The organism is Thiomicrorhabdus sp. 6S3-12 (assembly GCF_017571475.1).
Taxonomy (GTDB): domain Bacteria; phylum Pseudomonadota; class Gammaproteobacteria; order Thiomicrospirales; family Thiomicrospiraceae; genus Thiomicrorhabdus.
Window position 1 is genome coordinate 111,262 of the sequence record NZ_JAGETW010000008.1, and the last position, 16,070, is coordinate 127,331.

General features: G+C 50.1%; 16 protein-coding genes. 6 read left to right on the forward strand and 10 right to left on the reverse strand.

Translation table 11 applies throughout. From position 1 onward, the window contains the following. The first annotated feature begins 25 nt into the window (after window positions 1–25). On the forward strand, window positions 26–655 hold the full coding sequence (gene yihA, locus J3999_RS10180) for a ribosome biogenesis GTP-binding protein YihA/YsxC (RefSeq protein WP_208127789.1): 630 nt from the start codon (window positions 26–28) through the stop codon (window positions 653–655). 60 nt (window positions 656–715) lie between these two features. Here the strand turns inward: yihA and J3999_RS10185 are convergent, their stop codons facing one another. Continuing rightward, window positions 716–1,438 carry a hypothetical protein gene (locus J3999_RS10185; RefSeq protein WP_173283674.1) on the reverse strand — a complete coding sequence of 241 codons (723 nt, stop codon included), beginning with the start codon at window positions 1,436–1,438 and terminating at the stop codon, window positions 716–718. A 197-nt stretch (window positions 1,439–1,635) separates the two neighbouring features. Beyond that, window positions 1,636–4,446 (reverse strand): DNA polymerase I, encoded by a 2,811-nt coding sequence (polA, locus tag J3999_RS10190; protein ID WP_208127790.1) that lies wholly within the window; start codon window positions 4,444–4,446, stop codon window positions 1,636–1,638. A 61-nt stretch (window positions 4,447–4,507) separates the two neighbouring features. Between polA and J3999_RS10195 the strand changes: the two genes are divergently transcribed. Together J3999_RS10195 and J3999_RS10200 are read left to right on the forward strand one after the other, a co-directional pair. Further along, complete coding sequence (locus tag J3999_RS10195) at window positions 4,508–5,458, forward strand: homoserine kinase (protein ID WP_208127791.1); 951 nt, start codon at window positions 4,508–4,510, stop codon at window positions 5,456–5,458. Continuing rightward, the gene (locus tag J3999_RS10200; RefSeq protein WP_243755440.1) at window positions 5,451–6,014 is read left to right on the forward strand and encodes an L-threonylcarbamoyladenylate synthase; all 564 of its coding nucleotides are present in this window, start codon (window positions 5,451–5,453) and stop codon (window positions 6,012–6,014) included. Before J3999_RS10195 ends, J3999_RS10200 begins: the two co-directional genes overlap by 8 nt. An 8-nt stretch (window positions 6,015–6,022) precedes the next feature. Here J3999_RS10200 and J3999_RS10205 read toward each other — a convergent pair whose 3' ends face one another. Continuing rightward, window positions 6,023–6,859 carry a M48 family metallopeptidase gene (locus J3999_RS10205; protein ID WP_208127792.1) on the reverse strand — a complete coding sequence of 279 codons (837 nt, stop codon included), beginning with the start codon at window positions 6,857–6,859 and terminating at the stop codon, window positions 6,023–6,025. Next, window positions 6,856–7,641: a DUF4197 domain-containing protein gene (locus J3999_RS10210; protein ID WP_208127793.1), complete on the reverse strand. Its 786-nt coding sequence runs from the start codon at window positions 7,639–7,641 to the stop codon at window positions 6,856–6,858. The genes J3999_RS10205 and J3999_RS10210 overlap by 4 nt, the downstream gene beginning before the upstream one ends. Before the next feature lie 160 nt (window positions 7,642–7,801). Here J3999_RS10210 and hemF point away from each other — a divergent pair, with 160 nt between their 5' ends. The 3 genes from hemF (at window position 7,802) to J3999_RS10225 (ending at window position 10,080) form a co-directional block, all read left to right on the forward strand. Beyond that, window positions 7,802–8,746 (forward strand): oxygen-dependent coproporphyrinogen oxidase, encoded by a 945-nt coding sequence (gene hemF / locus J3999_RS10215; protein WP_208127794.1) that lies wholly within the window; start codon window positions 7,802–7,804, stop codon window positions 8,744–8,746. Between the two features lie 142 nt (window positions 8,747–8,888). Then, entirely contained in the window at window positions 8,889–9,257 is a 369-nt protein-coding gene (locus J3999_RS10220; RefSeq protein ID WP_208127795.1) for an RNA-binding S4 domain-containing protein, read from the forward strand. A gap of 106 nt (window positions 9,258–9,363) precedes the next feature. After that, window positions 9,364–10,080: a hypothetical protein gene (locus J3999_RS10225; protein ID WP_208127796.1), complete on the forward strand. Its 717-nt coding sequence runs from the start codon at window positions 9,364–9,366 to the stop codon at window positions 10,078–10,080. 77 nt (window positions 10,081–10,157) lie between these two features. Here J3999_RS10225 and J3999_RS10230 read toward each other — a convergent pair whose 3' ends face one another. Genes J3999_RS10230 through J3999_RS10255 form a run of 6 tightly spaced genes read right to left on the reverse strand, consistent with a single transcriptional unit; the run spans window position 10,158 to window position 16,036 of the window. Further along, entirely contained in the window at window positions 10,158–10,487 is a 330-nt protein-coding gene (locus J3999_RS10230) for a Na+/H+ antiporter subunit G (RefSeq protein WP_208127797.1), read from the reverse strand. Between the two features lie 12 nt (window positions 10,488–10,499). After that, window positions 10,500–10,769 carry a K+/H+ antiporter subunit F gene (locus tag J3999_RS10235; RefSeq protein ID WP_208127798.1) on the reverse strand — a complete coding sequence of 90 codons (270 nt, stop codon included), beginning with the start codon at window positions 10,767–10,769 and terminating at the stop codon, window positions 10,500–10,502. Continuing rightward, window positions 10,757–11,266 (reverse strand): Na+/H+ antiporter subunit E, encoded by a 510-nt coding sequence (locus J3999_RS10240; RefSeq protein WP_208127799.1) that lies wholly within the window; start codon window positions 11,264–11,266, stop codon window positions 10,757–10,759. The genes J3999_RS10235 and J3999_RS10240 overlap by 13 nt, the downstream gene beginning before the upstream one ends. Then, complete coding sequence (locus J3999_RS10245) at window positions 11,263–12,828, reverse strand: monovalent cation/H+ antiporter subunit D (protein WP_208127800.1); 1,566 nt, start codon at window positions 12,826–12,828, stop codon at window positions 11,263–11,265. The genes J3999_RS10240 and J3999_RS10245 overlap by 4 nt, the downstream gene beginning before the upstream one ends. After that, window positions 12,825–13,241, reverse strand: a complete 417-nt coding sequence (locus J3999_RS10250; protein WP_208127801.1) for a Na+/H+ antiporter subunit C — start codon at window positions 13,239–13,241, stop codon at window positions 12,825–12,827. Before J3999_RS10250 ends, J3999_RS10245 begins: the two co-directional genes overlap by 4 nt. Further along, a complete protein-coding gene (locus J3999_RS10255) occupies window positions 13,241–16,036 on the reverse strand; it encodes a monovalent cation/H+ antiporter subunit A (protein WP_208127802.1) in 2,796 nt (931 codons plus the stop codon). Before J3999_RS10255 ends, J3999_RS10250 begins: the two co-directional genes overlap by 1 nt. Window positions 16,037–16,070 lie beyond the last annotated feature (34 nt).

Genomic DNA, 16,070 nt, shown 5'->3' on the forward strand with positions numbered 1-16,070 from the left:
GATAAAGTCTTAAAGTTCTCTAACCATGCAGCATCCCCTATATCAGAAAGCCCAATATTTAAAGAGTGTGCCGACTCTGGACCTTTGTCCGGAAGATTTGAAATACGAAGTGGCTTTTGCCGGACGTTCCAACGCCGGTAAATCCAGCGCACTGAATGTTATCACTTCGCAAAAAAGTCTGGCCCGAACCAGTAAAACGCCGGGTCGTACCCAGTTGATTAATTTCTTTGTTCTGGATGAAGAGCGTGCTTTGGTCGATTTGCCGGGCTACGGTTTTGCCAAGGTCAATGTTAAGGTCAAGCGTGCCTGGGAAGCGGGATTAAGCGAATACATCGAAAAGCGTCCGCAACTTAAAGGCGTTGTGCTTTTAATGGACTCGCGCATGCCGCCGACGGACATTGATATCACAATGCTCGATTGGACTCAGCATTTAAAGCTTCCGGTACATATTCTTTTGACCAAATCCGATAAATTGAAAAAAGGTCCGGCCAAAGCAAACCTGCTTAAGTTGAAAAAACTGCTTAAGGAAGAATATCCGCATGCGACGGCTCAGCTTTTCTCCTCTCTTAAACGTGAAGGCCTGCTTGAAGTATGGAACAAGTTAGACGAATGGATGGAATATGAACGTCCGGTAAAAAACAAACCGCAAAGTTAACATCCGTGAAACAAAAAAGCCGACATAAAGTCGGCTTTTTTATTATGCATGATTTGAATTTTAGAAGCGGTAACCGGCTTTCAGGATGAAGTTATTGTTGTCGCCAACCTGATCGTAGCCGACCAGAACGTCGAAAGCGAACAGGTTGATGTTCAAACCGGCTGAGACCTTAACCAGAGTCGGTTTTTCTTCTTTCAAGTCGGTATTTAGCGTCGGATCGACAATCGAAGAAACCATTCCGATATTGGCGTAAGGCGTGAAGTTTGCAAATCCTTTAGAGACGCCCAGATCGACACCGAAAGACTGGTAGTCGAGGGCATCCATACCGGAGGCCTTGGTGTATTGTCCGCCTACGGATAGACTAGGGTGCAAAGTTCCGCCTTCAACGATCGCGTAGCGCAACTCACCGCTAATGGTCGAAGCGTCGCTGTCGGTCAACATATTGTATTGCAGTCCGAGGTCAAAACCACCCGGAAGACCTTTTTGCGCGTGTACGCTGAGGATATTAACGCGATGGTTGTTATCCGGTGACTGGGAATTCAATTTGAATTGCGATTCCGAAGAAATTGCGCCGATTCCAATATCAAACCCCAAAACGCCAAGCGGTTCGCCCGGCAGCATGGTTTTATAGGCAAAAACATTCGTTACGCTTTCCGCAAAGTTGGAAAATTCTTTTTGCGAGGTCAGGGAGATGCTGTTGATGTCATTGTCACCGGCAAAAGCACTACCGCTGAAGATAGAGCTGATAAGAACAGCCGGTGTAAGAAATCTGCGAACAAACATAATGTAACCCCAAAAAATCAGTACGGAATATTTTTCTTTTTTAACAAAGAATATCGAAATTTATAACAACGTATTATATTTTTAATTAATGGCATTAAAAAGTGAAACTTTACCGCCATGGATTTAAATCTTTTTTTATTGCGATAAAAGTCTGTAATTATAATCTTTGATTATATTTTTTCTTTTTATCAGTCCCATCAATGGGCTTGATCCCAATTATCGCCAACCCCGGCTTCGACGACCAGTGGTACTTCCAGCGTCATAGCCGATTCCATCATGCTTATGATTTGCTGTTGCGCTTTTTCAAGATCTTTTTCGGCGACTTCGAATACCAGTTCATCGTGCACCTGCATAATCATTTGAATATCCAGATCGCAGTTATCCAGCCACTGATCGATCTTAATCATAGCGGTCTTGATGATATCCGCAGCGGTTCCCTGCATCGGCGCATTAATGGCGGTACGTTCCGCGTATTGGCGCAACTGTCCGTTGCGGGAATTGATATCCGGAAGATAAAGACGGCGTCCGGCCAGTGTTTCGACAAAACCGTGCTGTTTGGCGTTTTCTTTGGTTTTTTCCATGTAATGCAATACGCCCGGATAACGTGCGAAGTAGAGATTAATGTAATCTTGGGCGATATTGCGTGCGACATTAAGCTGTTTGGCAAGACCAAAAGCCGACATGCCGTAAATCAGACCAAAGTTGACAGCCTTAGCGCTGCGGCGTTGTTCGTTAGTCACCTCTTCAAGCGAGACGCCAAAAATTTCCGCAGCAGTCGCGCGGTGAATGTCCTTGCCGTGTGCAAAGGCATCGAGAAGCCCCTGATCTCCGGAAAGGTGGGCCATAATTCTCAGCTCGATTTGAGAGTAGTCGGCGGCCATCAGCTTGTAGCCAGGTCTGGCGATAAATGCTTGACGAATGCGGCGGCCTTCGGCACTGCGAACCGGAATATTCTGCAGGTTCGGTTCGGTCGAAGAGAGGCGGCCGGTAGAGGCGACGGCCTGTTGATAGGAGGTATGGATTCGTCCGGTATCGGGATTAATCTGTTTAGGCAAAGAATCGGTATAGGTTGATTTCAATTTCGCCAGACTGCGGTATTCCAGAATCAGATTCGGCATTTCATGCCCCTGTTCGGCCAGTTCGACCAATACCGGTTCCGCTGTAGAAGGGGCTCCTTTCGGGGTTTTTTTGATAATCGGCAATTCCTGATTCTCGAACAGGATAGTTTGCAGCTGTTTAGAGGAATTCAGATTGAACTTCTCGCCGGCTAGCAGATGCGCTTTCTGTTCCAGATCATCGAGTTTTTCCGACAATTCCTGGCTCTGTTTGGCAAGCATATCTGTATCGACCAGTACGCCGTTATATTCGATCTTGGCCAATACCGGCATTAGCGGCATCTCAATTTCGCTGAAAACCTTCTGCAAGTCTGCTTCCTGCTGCAGTTGAGGCCATAATGCCTGGTGCAGTTGCAGTGTGATTTCAGCATCTTCGGCAGCGTATTCCGCGGCCTTATCGATTTCGATCTGATTGAAAGTGAGCTGTTTTTTGCCTTTGCCGGCCAGTTCTTCAAAATGGATCGTACGACGGCTCAGATACTTAAGCGCCAGATCATCCATATTGTGACGGGTTGCCACGCTGTTTAAGGTGTAGGACTCAAGCATGGTATCAAAACGCATACCGCGCATTTCAATAGAATGATTTTTCAGAACATGCCAGTCGTATTTTAAGTTTTGACCAACTTTAGCGATTTTCTCGTCTTCAAGGATAGGCTTCAAAGCATTTAATGCTTTTTCTCGACTAATTTGCTCAGGGGCACCTTCGTAATCATGTGCCAGAGGGATATAACAGGCGTGGATTTTCTCTTTGTGTTGAACCGCCAGACAGATACCGACGACTTCGGCACGCATCTGATTCAAAGAGGTGGTTTCGGTATCGATGGCGAACAGATCGGCCTCCTGAATCCATTCTAGCCATTGCGTGAATTCTTCTTCGCTAAAGACGGTTTGATAGGGCTCAGTCGAGACTGTGCTGTTCGTTGTTGGTTGCTGCTCTGTTTGTGGCTGCGCCAATTTCTTCTGTACTGTCTGGCTGTGTGCTTTAGCACCGTTATTCTGGGTAAACGGCATTTCGCCTTTAACGACCTGGCCAAGCCAGGTGCGAAGTTCGTATTCGGCAAACAGCTCCTTGAGTTTTTCCATATCCGGAGCGTGGCGGTTAATGTCCGCAAGTCCTACCGGAAGCTCGCAATCAAGTTTAATGGTGGTTAACTGTCGTGAAAGTTCAAGTTGTTCGAGGTTATTGCGCAGATTTTCGCCGATCTTACCTGAAATCATTGGTGCATTGGCAATCAGATTATCAATATTGCCGAATGAATTGAGCCATTTGACGGCGGTTTTCGGGCCGCATTTCGGAATACCCGGAATATTATCGGCACTGTCGCCGACCAGAGCCAGATAATCGATGATTTGATCAGCACGGACGCCGAATTTTTCCTGTACGCTTTCCGGTGTCATAAGCGTATCGTTCATGGTGTTGATAAGGGTGATATGCTCATTGACCAGTTGTGCCAAATCCTTGTCACCGGTCGAAATCAGAGTGTCGTGTCTGGCTTCGGTCGCCTGATGCGCCAAAGTTCCCATAACGTCATCCGCTTCGACGCCGTCGATCACGAGAAGAGGCAACCCGAGCGCTTTAACGATTTCGTGAATCGGCTCTATCTGAGAGCGTAATTCGTCCGGCATAGGCGGACGGTGGGACTTGTACTCTTTGTACATCTCATGTCGAAAGGTTGGCCCTTTGGCATCGAAAATGACGGCCATTTTTTCCGGCTGGTATTGTACCAGCAGTTTCCCCAGCATATTGATAACGCCGAAAATAGCTCCGGTTGCCTGGCCTTTCGAATTAGAGAGGGGCGGCATGGCATGGAAAGCACGAAAAAGGTACGAAGAACCATCCACTAAAATAAAAGGGCTATTCGGATTAACCGGGAAGTCATTGGAAGCAGTCATTGAAATACTCGTTATGGTAAAATTTGCCGAATCATTTTAGCGAATTACGAGATATTACTCTATGTCTGTCTATACCGTTGTGGAACAGGAAGATTTAGTCGAATTTTTACAGGATTACGAAGTCGGTGAACTGGCGTCCTTTGAGGGCATCAGTGCGGGGATTGAAAATACCAATTATTTTGTCAATACCGTGAAGGACGGACAGCGCCAGCAGTTCGTTTTGACCATTTTCGAACACCACAGTTTCGACGAATTACCGTACTTTCTGAATATTATGGCTTTTATGGCCGAGCATGAAATTCCGACAGCCCATCCGGTTAAATCGATTTCCAACGGTTATTTGAAAGAGTTGTTAGGTAAGCCGGCCGCTTTGGTCGAGCGCCTCAAAGGCGGCGGCGTTGAAGTTCCGAACCAACAGCAATGCGCGGTAATGGGTGAAAATTTGGCGCGTTTTCATCTGGCAGGTAAAGATTTCAGTGATTTTCGTCCGAATGATCGAGGTCTGGACTGGATGCAGTCGACCATCAACCTGATTAATGATTTTCTGCCTAACGACGAAAAATGTTTGATCGAGGAAGAGCTGGTATTTCAGAAAGCGATTGACTGGGCGCATTTGCCGCAGGGCGTGATTCACGCGGATCTCTTCTGTGATAATGCGCTTTTTTCCGGAAACGAACTGTCCGGTATTATCGATCTGTATTACGCCTGTAATGCGCCTTTCTTATACGATCTGGCCGTCATGGTGAACGACTGGTGCCGTATCAATGCCGATACAGCCGAAGAGATTCTCTTCGATGAGGAGAAAATTACCGCCATGCTCAACGCCTATCGTTCGCAGCGTCCGTTGACCGATGCTGAAGAAGCCGCCTGGCCGGCGGCATTGCGTCTGGCGGCGTTGCGCTTTTTCCTTTCGCGCCTGAAAGACAAGCATATGCCTCGCGAAGGGGAGATGACTCAGATTAAAGATCCGGATGTCTTTAAAGCGGTGCTTAAACTGCATCGCGATGCATAATCACATTATGCAGAAATTAACCGTTGAGCAGGCTGTTTCCAAGCTAAAGGCCGGAGAGGTAGTCGCTTATCCGACCGAGGCGGTGTTCGGTCTGGGCTGTGATCCTTTTAATCAGCAGGCTGTTGAGAAACTGCTTCACGTGAAGCAAAGACCTCTGGAGAAAGGCGTTATTCTGATTGCTTCTGAAATCGAGCAGATTCTGCCTTTGGTAAAACTTCAGAATGAGCCTTGGCAAGCGCGGGTGGAAGCAACCTGGCCAGGTCCGGTAACCTGGGTGTTGCCGGTTAAAAATAAATTGCCGGAATGGATTACCGGGGGACGTGATTCGGTGGCGGTCAGAGTTTCCTCGCATGCACTGGTTCGAGCCTTGTGCAGCGAATTCTGCGGGCCGTTGATTTCAACCAGCGCTAATCTCAGCGGCGGCGAACCGGCGCGTTCCTGTCAGGAGATCGAGCAGATTTTTTCCGGTCACGTCGACTGTCTGGACGGCGCTTTAGGGGAACTTTCGCAGCCGACGCAGATCTTTGAAGCCGTCAGTGGCCGAAGACTGCGCTGAGAGTCGCTCTAGCGGTAACGTTTTTTAGCCGAAAGGTACAGCGGATAGACCTTTTTGGCGTATTTCTGTAAATCCTGAATTCGCGTGCCGTGCGAAGGGTGGGTACTCAACAACTCCGGCGTTTTCCCGCCTTGCGTCGCCTTATCCATTTTCTGCCATAGCGTAATTGCCGCATAAGGGTCATAACCGCCTCTGGCGGCGAGTTCTACACCGATACGGTCCGATTCGGTTTCATGCGTCCGGCTGTTCGGTAAGGTCAGTGTTACCTGCATAGCCAGAGCGGTTAGATCCATACCGACCTGTCCCATTCCAGTTGCCGCTCCAAGGATATTTAATCCGGTATTCTGCAAAACCTGTTGTGAAGCGCGTTCGCGACCATGCTCACGCAGGGCGTGCGCCATTTCATGGCCCATAATAGCGGCGATTTCGGCGTCGGTCAGATTCAGCTTTTCGATAATACCGGTATAGAAAGCGATCTTGCCGCCAGGCATGCACCAGGCATTAAGCTGATCCGACTCGAGCACATTCACTTCCCAGTTCCATCGCGGCGCATCGGCTCTGAATACCGCTGTCTGTGGAATCAGGCGGTTGGCGATTAAACGGACGCGTTGCGTGAGCTTGGCGTTTGTGTTGAGTTTACGTTCTTTTTCCGCCTCGCCGATCACATTGCTGTAGGCTTTTTCGCTGCTGGCCACCATCTGTTCTTCGGAGACCAGAAGAATCTGTTTGCGTTCGACGCCAACTTCGCCTTTTTTGGTGGTCGTAGTGCCGCATCCGGTCAATTGTCCGGCGCCGACAAAGATCGCCAGACTTAAAAGTAAGGGTTTACTGATTTTCAAATTCATTGTTGAAAGACTTTTTTCAATAGTTCGGTTGTCTGTTTAACGGGATCCTGACGAATCGCTTTTTCTTCTTCGGCCAGATAATAAAAGATGCCGTCAACGCTTTTATCCAAAACATGTTCCTGAAGGTTGGCGCTGATATTCGGTACCAGTGGGTAGCTCATGTATTGCGCCATCACTTTATCGTAAAGTTGAATGGCTCCGACTTCCTGTAACTTACCGGCCACGATAGGCGCCATTTTTTCACGGATTTTATCTTCGGTTTTGCTTTTCAGATATTGCGTTGCCGAATCCTGCCCGCCGTTGTAAATTTTCTGTACATCATTAAACGTCATCTGCTTAATGCTTTCAATAAACAGCGCTTTTGCCTGAGGGGTCGCTTCTTCCGCAGCGCGGTTCAGCTTGAGTTCCAGTTCCTCGGTCAAGTTTCCGTAACCGAAGCGGCTGAGAATCCGGTCTACATTCTGCAGACTGCTCGGCAGGTTGATATGGATTTTCGGATCCAGGTTGAAACCGTCGGTTATTCCCAGCTGAGAAACGACATTTTCAGCTCCGATATTGAGCGCCTGACGAAAAGCCTTTTCCAACTCGGCGGATGTGAAGCTCGTCGTTGTTGTTGAAGTCGATCCTTTTTCCACGGTTTCGCTCGGTTCCGGTACTTTGGAAGCCGCCTGAGCATCTTTAATATACTCAATTCCTTTATTCCACCAGTCGCTGCCGGCATGGGATGGCGTGCTGAAAGTGATACCGAGCGCTAAGAGTAGCATTGAGTGTTTGTACAACATGATCAACCTGCTTTGTGTTGTTTCTGGTTATGAATTAAAAGCATACTGCCGAAGGAAGGAAACGGCAATAAGCAACCTTATGACAAATTATTAAGTCATTCTAAATTGCGATTGATAGAATATGGCCTTTATCGATAAGAATTAACGAAAGGAACAGAGCATGGCTGGTCAGGAAGTTGATATTGCAGCGGTTAAAGCGTATCTACTCAATCTACAGGCGGACATCTGCGCGCAATTGGCCGAAGAGGATGGCTCCATGGAGTTTATTATCGACGAGTGGCAGCGTGAAGGGGAAGAAGGTGTGATGGGGCTGACCGGCGGCGGTCGTACCCGAGTCATGGAAGGCGGCGATGTCATTGAGAAAGGTGGCGTTAACTTTTCGCATGTTCACGGCAAAACTCTGCCTGCTTCGGCGACCGCTCACCGTCCTGAGCTTGCCGGACGTTCATTTCAGGCGCTGGGTGTCTCTCTGGTTATCCACCCGCGTAATCCTTATGTTCCGACCTCACATGCCAACATTCGTCTGTTTGTTGCGGAAAAAGAGGGCGAGGAACCGGTATGGTGGTTTGGCGGCGGTTACGATCTGACGCCTTATTACCCTTTCGACGAAGACTGCGTCCACTGGCATCAGGTGGCTAAAGATGCCTGCGATCCTTTCGGTGAAGAGGTTTATCCGAAATATAAACAGTGGTGCGATGACTACTTTTACCTGAAACACCGCGATGAAACCCGTGGTGTCGGTGGTCTGTTTTTCGACGACTTGAATGAAGAAACTTTCGGATGGGATTTTGAGCGCTGTTTTGCGTTCCTGCGCGCCGTGGGCGACAGCTATATCAAGGCGTATCGTCCGATTGTCGCTAAACGCAAAGATACCGAATACGGTGAACGTCAGAAAGATTTCCAGCTTTATCGTCGCGGGCGTTATGCCGAATTTAATCTGGCATTTGACCGCGGTACCATTTTCGGACTGCAGACCGGCGGACGTACCGAGTCTATTCTGATGTCCATGCCGCCGGAAGTGAAGTGGAAATATGCCTATCAACCGGAAGCAGGCAGCGAAGAGGCGCGAATCTACGACTACCTCTCTCCGCGAGATTGGGTTTAATTGCTGAATCCTTTGAAAAGCCCCGAAAAGGGGCTTTTTTGTTTTGTGACCTGTTTGTTATTAACGGTGGACAGCAGGGTTTTTTTGGATAAATTCTGCATGGTTGTTTAAACTGACAGGAAATACGCAATAAAAGGTCAATATGGATACATTACGCGTTGATAAATGGTTGTGGGCGGCGCGCTTTTTCAAAACCCGGGGCGTGGCTTCCGATGCGGTTAAAGGCGGAAAAATCGAGTTAAACGGTCACAAGCCGAAACCGAGCAAAACCGTGCATGTCGGGGATAAAATGAAAATTACCCAGCCCCACCGTCAGGTGGAAATTACCGTATTGGCTCTCAGCGATAAACGAGGCAATGCGGAACATGCGCAGATGCTGTATCGGATCGACAGCGAAGTATTGAATCAGCGCAAGCCGAGTGCGGATATGGCGCTGGCCGGATACCGAGAAAAAGGTGCTGGACGTCCGACCAAACGCGACCGGCGTAAGATTGACCGTTTTTCCCACTAAGAGTCGGGTGCGGTTTCAAAAAAGTTTAATTTAACGCTTTTGCTATTTTCTATACTTCTGCTTCTTATTATTCCTATTCGATTTAATCAAAATACAAGGACGCGTAATGAAAAAAATGCTTATTGCTGGTGTCGCTTTAAGCTTCACAGCCATCAGTTCTCAGGTTGTTCAAGCACAGGACAGTGCGGCAACCCTGTCTCCTGTTTCTGTCGGGGTCGGTATCGATATTATTTCCGGCCCGACTCTGGAAGTCAGTTATCCGCTTAACGGATATTTAACCGTGCGTGGAACCTTGTCGACGGGTTGGTCGATTGATGAAGATATTCAGGATAGTGACATCGATTATAACGTTGAGAGTGATGGCGCCATCAATCGATTGGCAGTGGATATTCATCCTTTTCAGAACGGATTTTTCCTGTCGGCCGGTTATGGTTTGAGCGATTTCAAAATCAAACCGTCCGCTTCTTATAACAACGGCGATAGTTTCGACGTTAACGGAACGACTTATACGGTTGAATCGGCTAGCGCCGGGCTGAACGGTAAATTTGACTGGGATAGCGCACCGACTTTGAGTCTGGGTTGGGGGCACAGCCCTGAGCAGGGTTGGGGCTTTTTATTTGAAGCCGGTGCGGTCTTTACCGGTTCGGCCGGTGTAAGACTGGACGGTTACGGGACGGTAAGCACAAATGGCGGCCTGGTCACCTATGATCTTGCCGACGATAATAACAATGTCATCCGCGATGAAGAGCAAAACCTTCAGGATGAGGTGAAAGATTACGATTTGTTGCCGATTCTGCGTTTGGGCGCAACCTATCGTTTTTAACGATCACAGCTTGTCTTAAATACTTAAAAGCCCGCATTTAGCGGGCTTTTTTATTGTATGCGATAACGAAAAGCAAACTATTCGCCGCGATAGTCGCCGGTGCGTTTTACTTTTTTGGTTTTCAGATGCAGGGCGGCTTTGGCCATTAAGTGCGCACCGACCGGAGCGGTAATAAACAGAAACAGGGTAATCAGTATTTCATGCAGGCTGACGTCACCGCTTTTCTGGCTGAAATACAGGACCGAGACCAGCAGAATCGCGCCGCCGCCAAGGGTGGTCGCTTTGGTCGGGCCATGCAGGCGCATATAGAAATCCGGCAGCTTAACCAGGCCGAGAGAGCCGATTAAGGTCAATACGGCACCGACAAGAACCAGAGCGGATAAAAGTAGCTCAAAGGCGAAAGGCATAATTGTTCCTCGTTATTCCATAATATCGCCGCGCAGCAGGTATTTACTGAGCGCAACCGTACCGACAAAGCCCATCACGGCAATCAACAGCGCCGCCTCGAAAAACAAAGCGCTGTCGAGCAGAATACCGGCGATGACCAGCAGGCCGATGGTGTTGACGTATAAGGTATCCAGAGCCAGAATCCGATCCGGTGCGCTTGGCCCGACGTATAAACGGTAAAAACTCATTATCAACGCGATGGATACCAGCAGCAGAGCGATTTGCAGACTTATTTCGAGCATGATTCAAACACCTCTTTCAGTGGGCGCTCGTAGCGCTCTTTAATTTCGTCAATGATTTCTTGAGGTTCTTTGGCGTCCAGTGCGTGTACCAGAAGCGTTTTACGATCCGCACTGAGATCGCAGCTGACGGTTCCCGGAGTCAGTGAAATGGTGTTGGCCAGGATTCCGATCGCCAAAGGGCTGTCCAGTTCAAGAGGAACGGCGAGGAAAGACGGTTGCAAATGATCGCGTTTGCCGAGAATCAGGCGCGCCACAATCAGGTTTGCGACCAGTATGTCCCACAATACCACCAGAATGAATTTGAACAGAGTCTTAGGTTTGCTCAGACACAGGGTTTCCGGCCAGAAACCTCGTGTCAGCAGTGGAATCACCAGAGCGAGAATTGCACCGAGAAGCATATGTCCGGCAGAAACGGTGTTGTTTAACAGCAACCATATCAGCCATAAACTGAGGCTCAAAAAAGGATGTGGCAGCCAGCTTGATCGTGTCTTATTCATTCCACTAGCTCCTTATGTGCATTCTCAACCGGTGTAAATTGCAATACATTTTGCAGATACATCTGCGGCTGATTAAGTTGCTGGGCAATCGAATCGGTGACGTTGTAGATCGGTTGAGCAAACAGTACCAAAATCGCGCCGACGGAAAGCAGGCCGATAATCGAGCCACAGCCTTGCATATTGATCTTGCCGCTACTGGTTTGCTGGGCGTTATCGGGTGCATGGTTCTCTTCCTGAGGCAGGATATTGTAGAACAGCAGTGAACCACTGCGCGCCAGCGCGATAATAATCAGCAGGCTGGAGGTTAGAACCACGCCGAGAATCCACCAGAAGGCCGGATGATCAAGCGCCGACTGAAGAATCAGGAACTTGCCCAAAAAGCCGGAAAGCGGCGGCATACCGCTGATCGCCAGGGCCGCGAAGATAAACACCGATCCGATTAAAATGGCGCTTGGCATGGAGTGGGCGCGGACAAAAGCGTCTTCAGCATGGCCGCGTCCCTGACGGATATAATCGGCCAGAAGGAACAGGCCACCGGCGATAAAGGTGGAGTGGATCAAATAGAACAGGGCTGCGGATAGCGCCTGTTCGGTATTAATGCCGATAGCGACCAATAAGGTGGCGACCGAGGCCAGAACCAGATAAGCGACCTGTTGGCGCAGGTTCTTGGCAGCGATTACGCCGAAGGCGGCAAAAGTCATGCTAAGCAGCCCCAGCCAGAGCAGCCAGTCGATATGCAATCCGGCCAGATCTCCTGCTGCATCGCCGAACAGCAGGCCATGGACACGCAAAATCGCATAGATACCGACTTTGGTCATAATGGCAAACAGCGCCGCGACAGGAGCGGAAGTGTTGGCATACGCCTGCGGCAGCCAGAGATAAAGCGGGAACATCGCGGCTTTAACACCAAAAACGACAAACAGCATTAATCCGGCGGTTGCGACCACCCCTTGTTCACTGGCCGGAAGTAAGGCAATTTTCTGCGCCAGATCGGCCATATTCAGGGTTCCGAGAATGCCATACAGGGCGCCGACTGCAAACAGAAACAGCGTCGAGCCGATCAGGTTGATAGCGACATAATGCAGCCCGGCCCGGGTTTTCAGGCGACCGCCTCCGTGCAGAAGAAGCCCGTAGGAAGCCAGCAATAAGACTTCAAAGAACACAAACAGGTTGAACAAGTCTCCGGTCAGGAAAGCTCCGTTGATCCCGAACAGTTGGATTTGGAACAGCACATGGAAGTGTGCGCCTTCCGTATCCGTGTTCTGACGAATGGCGAACCATAGTGCAGCCGCTGCCAGAAGAGAGGTAATCAATACCATAAAAGCGGATAACTGATCCAGTACTAGAACAATCCCGAAAGGCGCTTTCCAGTTCCCCAAAGCATAGATCTGCGGCGGGTTCTGCAGAGCACTCTGCATCACATACAAACTGGCGGCAACGAGGATTGCCGTAGCCGTTATCGCCAGCGTTCTCTGAAGTTTGATGCCGCCCGGTTTTGCCAGCAGTATCAGAATCCCCGCAATCAGGGGCAGAATGAGTGGCAGAAAAGGAGTGTGGGTCATCTTCTTTTATCTCGTTTAGTGAATTTTTTTCGGTTTGAACTGTGTCTGGTTTTAGGTTTTTCCGCGCTTTCATCAATTTCGTCCGCAGCAAGATGCAAACCGTCTACATGATCGTTGCCGAGTTCCGCCCGCGCTTTCAAAGCCAGAACAATCAGGAAAGCGGTCATTCCGAAAGCGATAACAATCGCGGTCAGAACCAGTGCCTGTGGCAACGGATCCGTATAACCGCCCTGTTGCGGGTCAATCACCGAAGGCAGCCCGATCTGCAGGCGGCCCATTGAAAACAGGAACAGGTTAACCGCATAAGCCAGCAGGGTTAATCCGAGAACTACCGGAAAGGTTCGCGCCCGCAAGGTTAGAAAAACCCCCGCAGCGGTCATGACAGAGATGCTTAACGCCAGCAGAATTTCCATTACACACCCTCCGGATTTTCAGGTTTATGGCTCAGCTGTCCCAGCTGTACCAGACTGATTACGCTTGAACCGACTACAACCAGGAAGACGCCCAGATCAAAGGCTATGGCGCTGGCAAGTTCGAAATCGCCGACCACCGGCCAGTGGATATGACTGAAGGCGGAAGTCAGGAACGGATAACCGACCAGCATGGCTGCAAGACCGGTCGTGGTTGCGATCAGCAGACCGAAGCCGATGACCATATGCATATCGACACGAAGTCTTGATTGCGTCCATTCGATGCCGTTGGACAGATAGACGACGATCAGAGCCACCGAAGCGATCAATCCGGCGATAAAGCCGCCGCCCGGAAGATTATGTCCGCGCAGGAAGATAAAGACTGCAACCAGCAGCATCAACGGCAGCATCAGGCGGCTGAATGTCTGCAGAATGACCGGATGGGCATCGGCATTAATTCTGAAACGGCTGTGCGGATTAATGTGCAGTCCTTGCAGCATGGCGTAGATCCCCAGACCGGCCAGTGCCAGCACGATAATTTCGCCAAGTGTATCGAAGCCACGGAAATCGACCAGAATGACATTGACCACATTGGTTCCGCCGCCGCCCGGTACGCTATTGGCCAGGAAGTATTCGGAAATACTGCTGAAATCTCGGCTGAGAACCATCATGGTAAACAGGAAGACGCCGATACCGGAAGCGATCGCCAGCAGGGCGTCTCGGCCGAGGCGCGACATACCGGTTTCTTTCGGTGTGGTTTGCGGCAGGAAGTACAGTGCCAGCAACAACAGAACAATAGTAACCACTTCAACCGACAGCTGGGTAAGCGCCAGATCGGGGGCGGAAAACTTAACAAATACCAGAGAGGTAATCAGACCGACAACACCGATGACAATCAGACTCTGCAGTCGCTGGCGATGCCAGGCCAGCGTTAAGATACTGGCAACGATAATGACTGCAGCGGCAATCATGCTGACTGGTTCCATTGGCAACAAGGTTCTGTCGCCCAGAAGAGGACTGTTAAAGCTGATAAATCCGTAAGCGGAAATCACCAGAGTCGCAAACAGCGTCCAGGCGGCGGCATTTTGCAGCGAACCTTTGTCAAAACGGGCGCTGAGCCATTCCGAGAAGCGGATCACTGCCGCCAGAATTTTCTGGAAATACTGTTTGGCGTTAATGTGCTCGTGGCGCTCATAGTTGGCGATCAGCGGTTTGCGGCGGAAATACACCAGCGCACCGACACCAAGAGCGATAGCACTCATAATCAGCGGCAGGTTAACCCCGTGCCAGAGCGCTAGGCTGTATTCCGGCGGGGTCGATTGCAAGCTTGCGGTTACCGCAATATCGAGGATCGGAGCGACCGTATACATCGGTAGAATCCCGACCGCGAGACAGACGATTACCAGCAGATCGACCGGGATTTTCATAAAGCGAGGCGGTTCATGCGGCGTACGCGGCAGGTCGATCGGTTCGCCGTTGAAGAAGACGTCATGCACAAAGCGTAGCGAGTAAGCGACCGAGAAAACGCCGGCGATGGTCACCAGTACCGGAATGATCCATGCGAAGCTGTTCCCCTGCGAGAAAGAAACGGCTTCGGCAAAGAACATCTCTTTACTCAGGAAACCGTTCAGTAGCGGGACGCCGGCCATTGCCAGTGAAGCGATAATCGCCAGAGCGGCGGTATGCGGCATATATTTCAGCAGGCCGTTCAGCTTACGCATATCGCGGCTGCCGGTTTCATGGTCAATAATCCCCGCCACCATAAACAACGAGGCTTTGAAGGTCGCGTGGTTGATAATATGGAAGATGGCGGCCACGGTCGCAAACTGGCTGCTGAAACCGAACAGCAGGGTAATCAGTCCCAGATGACTGATGGTCGAGTAGGCGAGCAGTCCTTTCAAGTCATGTTTGAAGAGAGCGGTATAGGCACCGATCAGCAGGGTTGCCATACCGGCACCGCCGACCAGCCACATCCAGGCATCGGTTCCGGACAGTGCCGGAAAAAATCGGGCCAGAAGGAAAATCCCTGCCTTAACCATGGTCGCCGAGTGCAGGTACGCGGATACCGGTGTTGGCGCTGCCATGGCGTGCGGCAGCCAGAAATGAAACGGGAACTGGGCCGATTTGGTGAAGACCGCGAGCAGAATCAGAATCAGAGTGGGCAGATAAAGCTCATGATTGCGGATCAGATCGCCGCTGGCGAGAACGTCGCTCAGCTGATAGCTGCCGACGATATGCCCAAGCAGAATCACGCCACCGAGCAAAGCGAGACCGCCGGCACCGGTAATGGCCAGAGCCATGCGTGCGCCTTCACGCGCGTCTTTACGGTGCTGCCAGTAACTGATTAGCAGAAAGGAGGTGATGGAAGTCAGCTCCCAGAAGACCACCAGCTGGATCAGGTTTTCCGACATGACGATACCCAGCATCGAGCCCATAAACATCATCAGATAGGCAAAGAAACGCCCCATACTGTCTTTGGCGGCCAGATACCAGCGGGCATAAATAATCACCAGCAGCCCGATAATCAGAATCAGGAAGGAGAACAGCATTGCCAGTCCGTCTAAACGGAAAGCGAACTGCAATCCGGCCTGGTGCAGCCAGTTCCAGTTCTGAATGATGGTTTCCCCACCGAAAATGGCCGCCGCTGCCGGTATAAGCAGAGCTAAACTGATGATTGTGGCGATTCCACTTACCCAGGCGGCGGCAAGACGGTTAAATTTCGCGGAATAAGCCGCCGCTGCCGCTGCGATAAAAGGCAGCAGGACAACAATAGGAAGGTTGAACGCCAGAAGATTCATGCAAGTCGCACCCAGATTAAAATATTTAATAAGT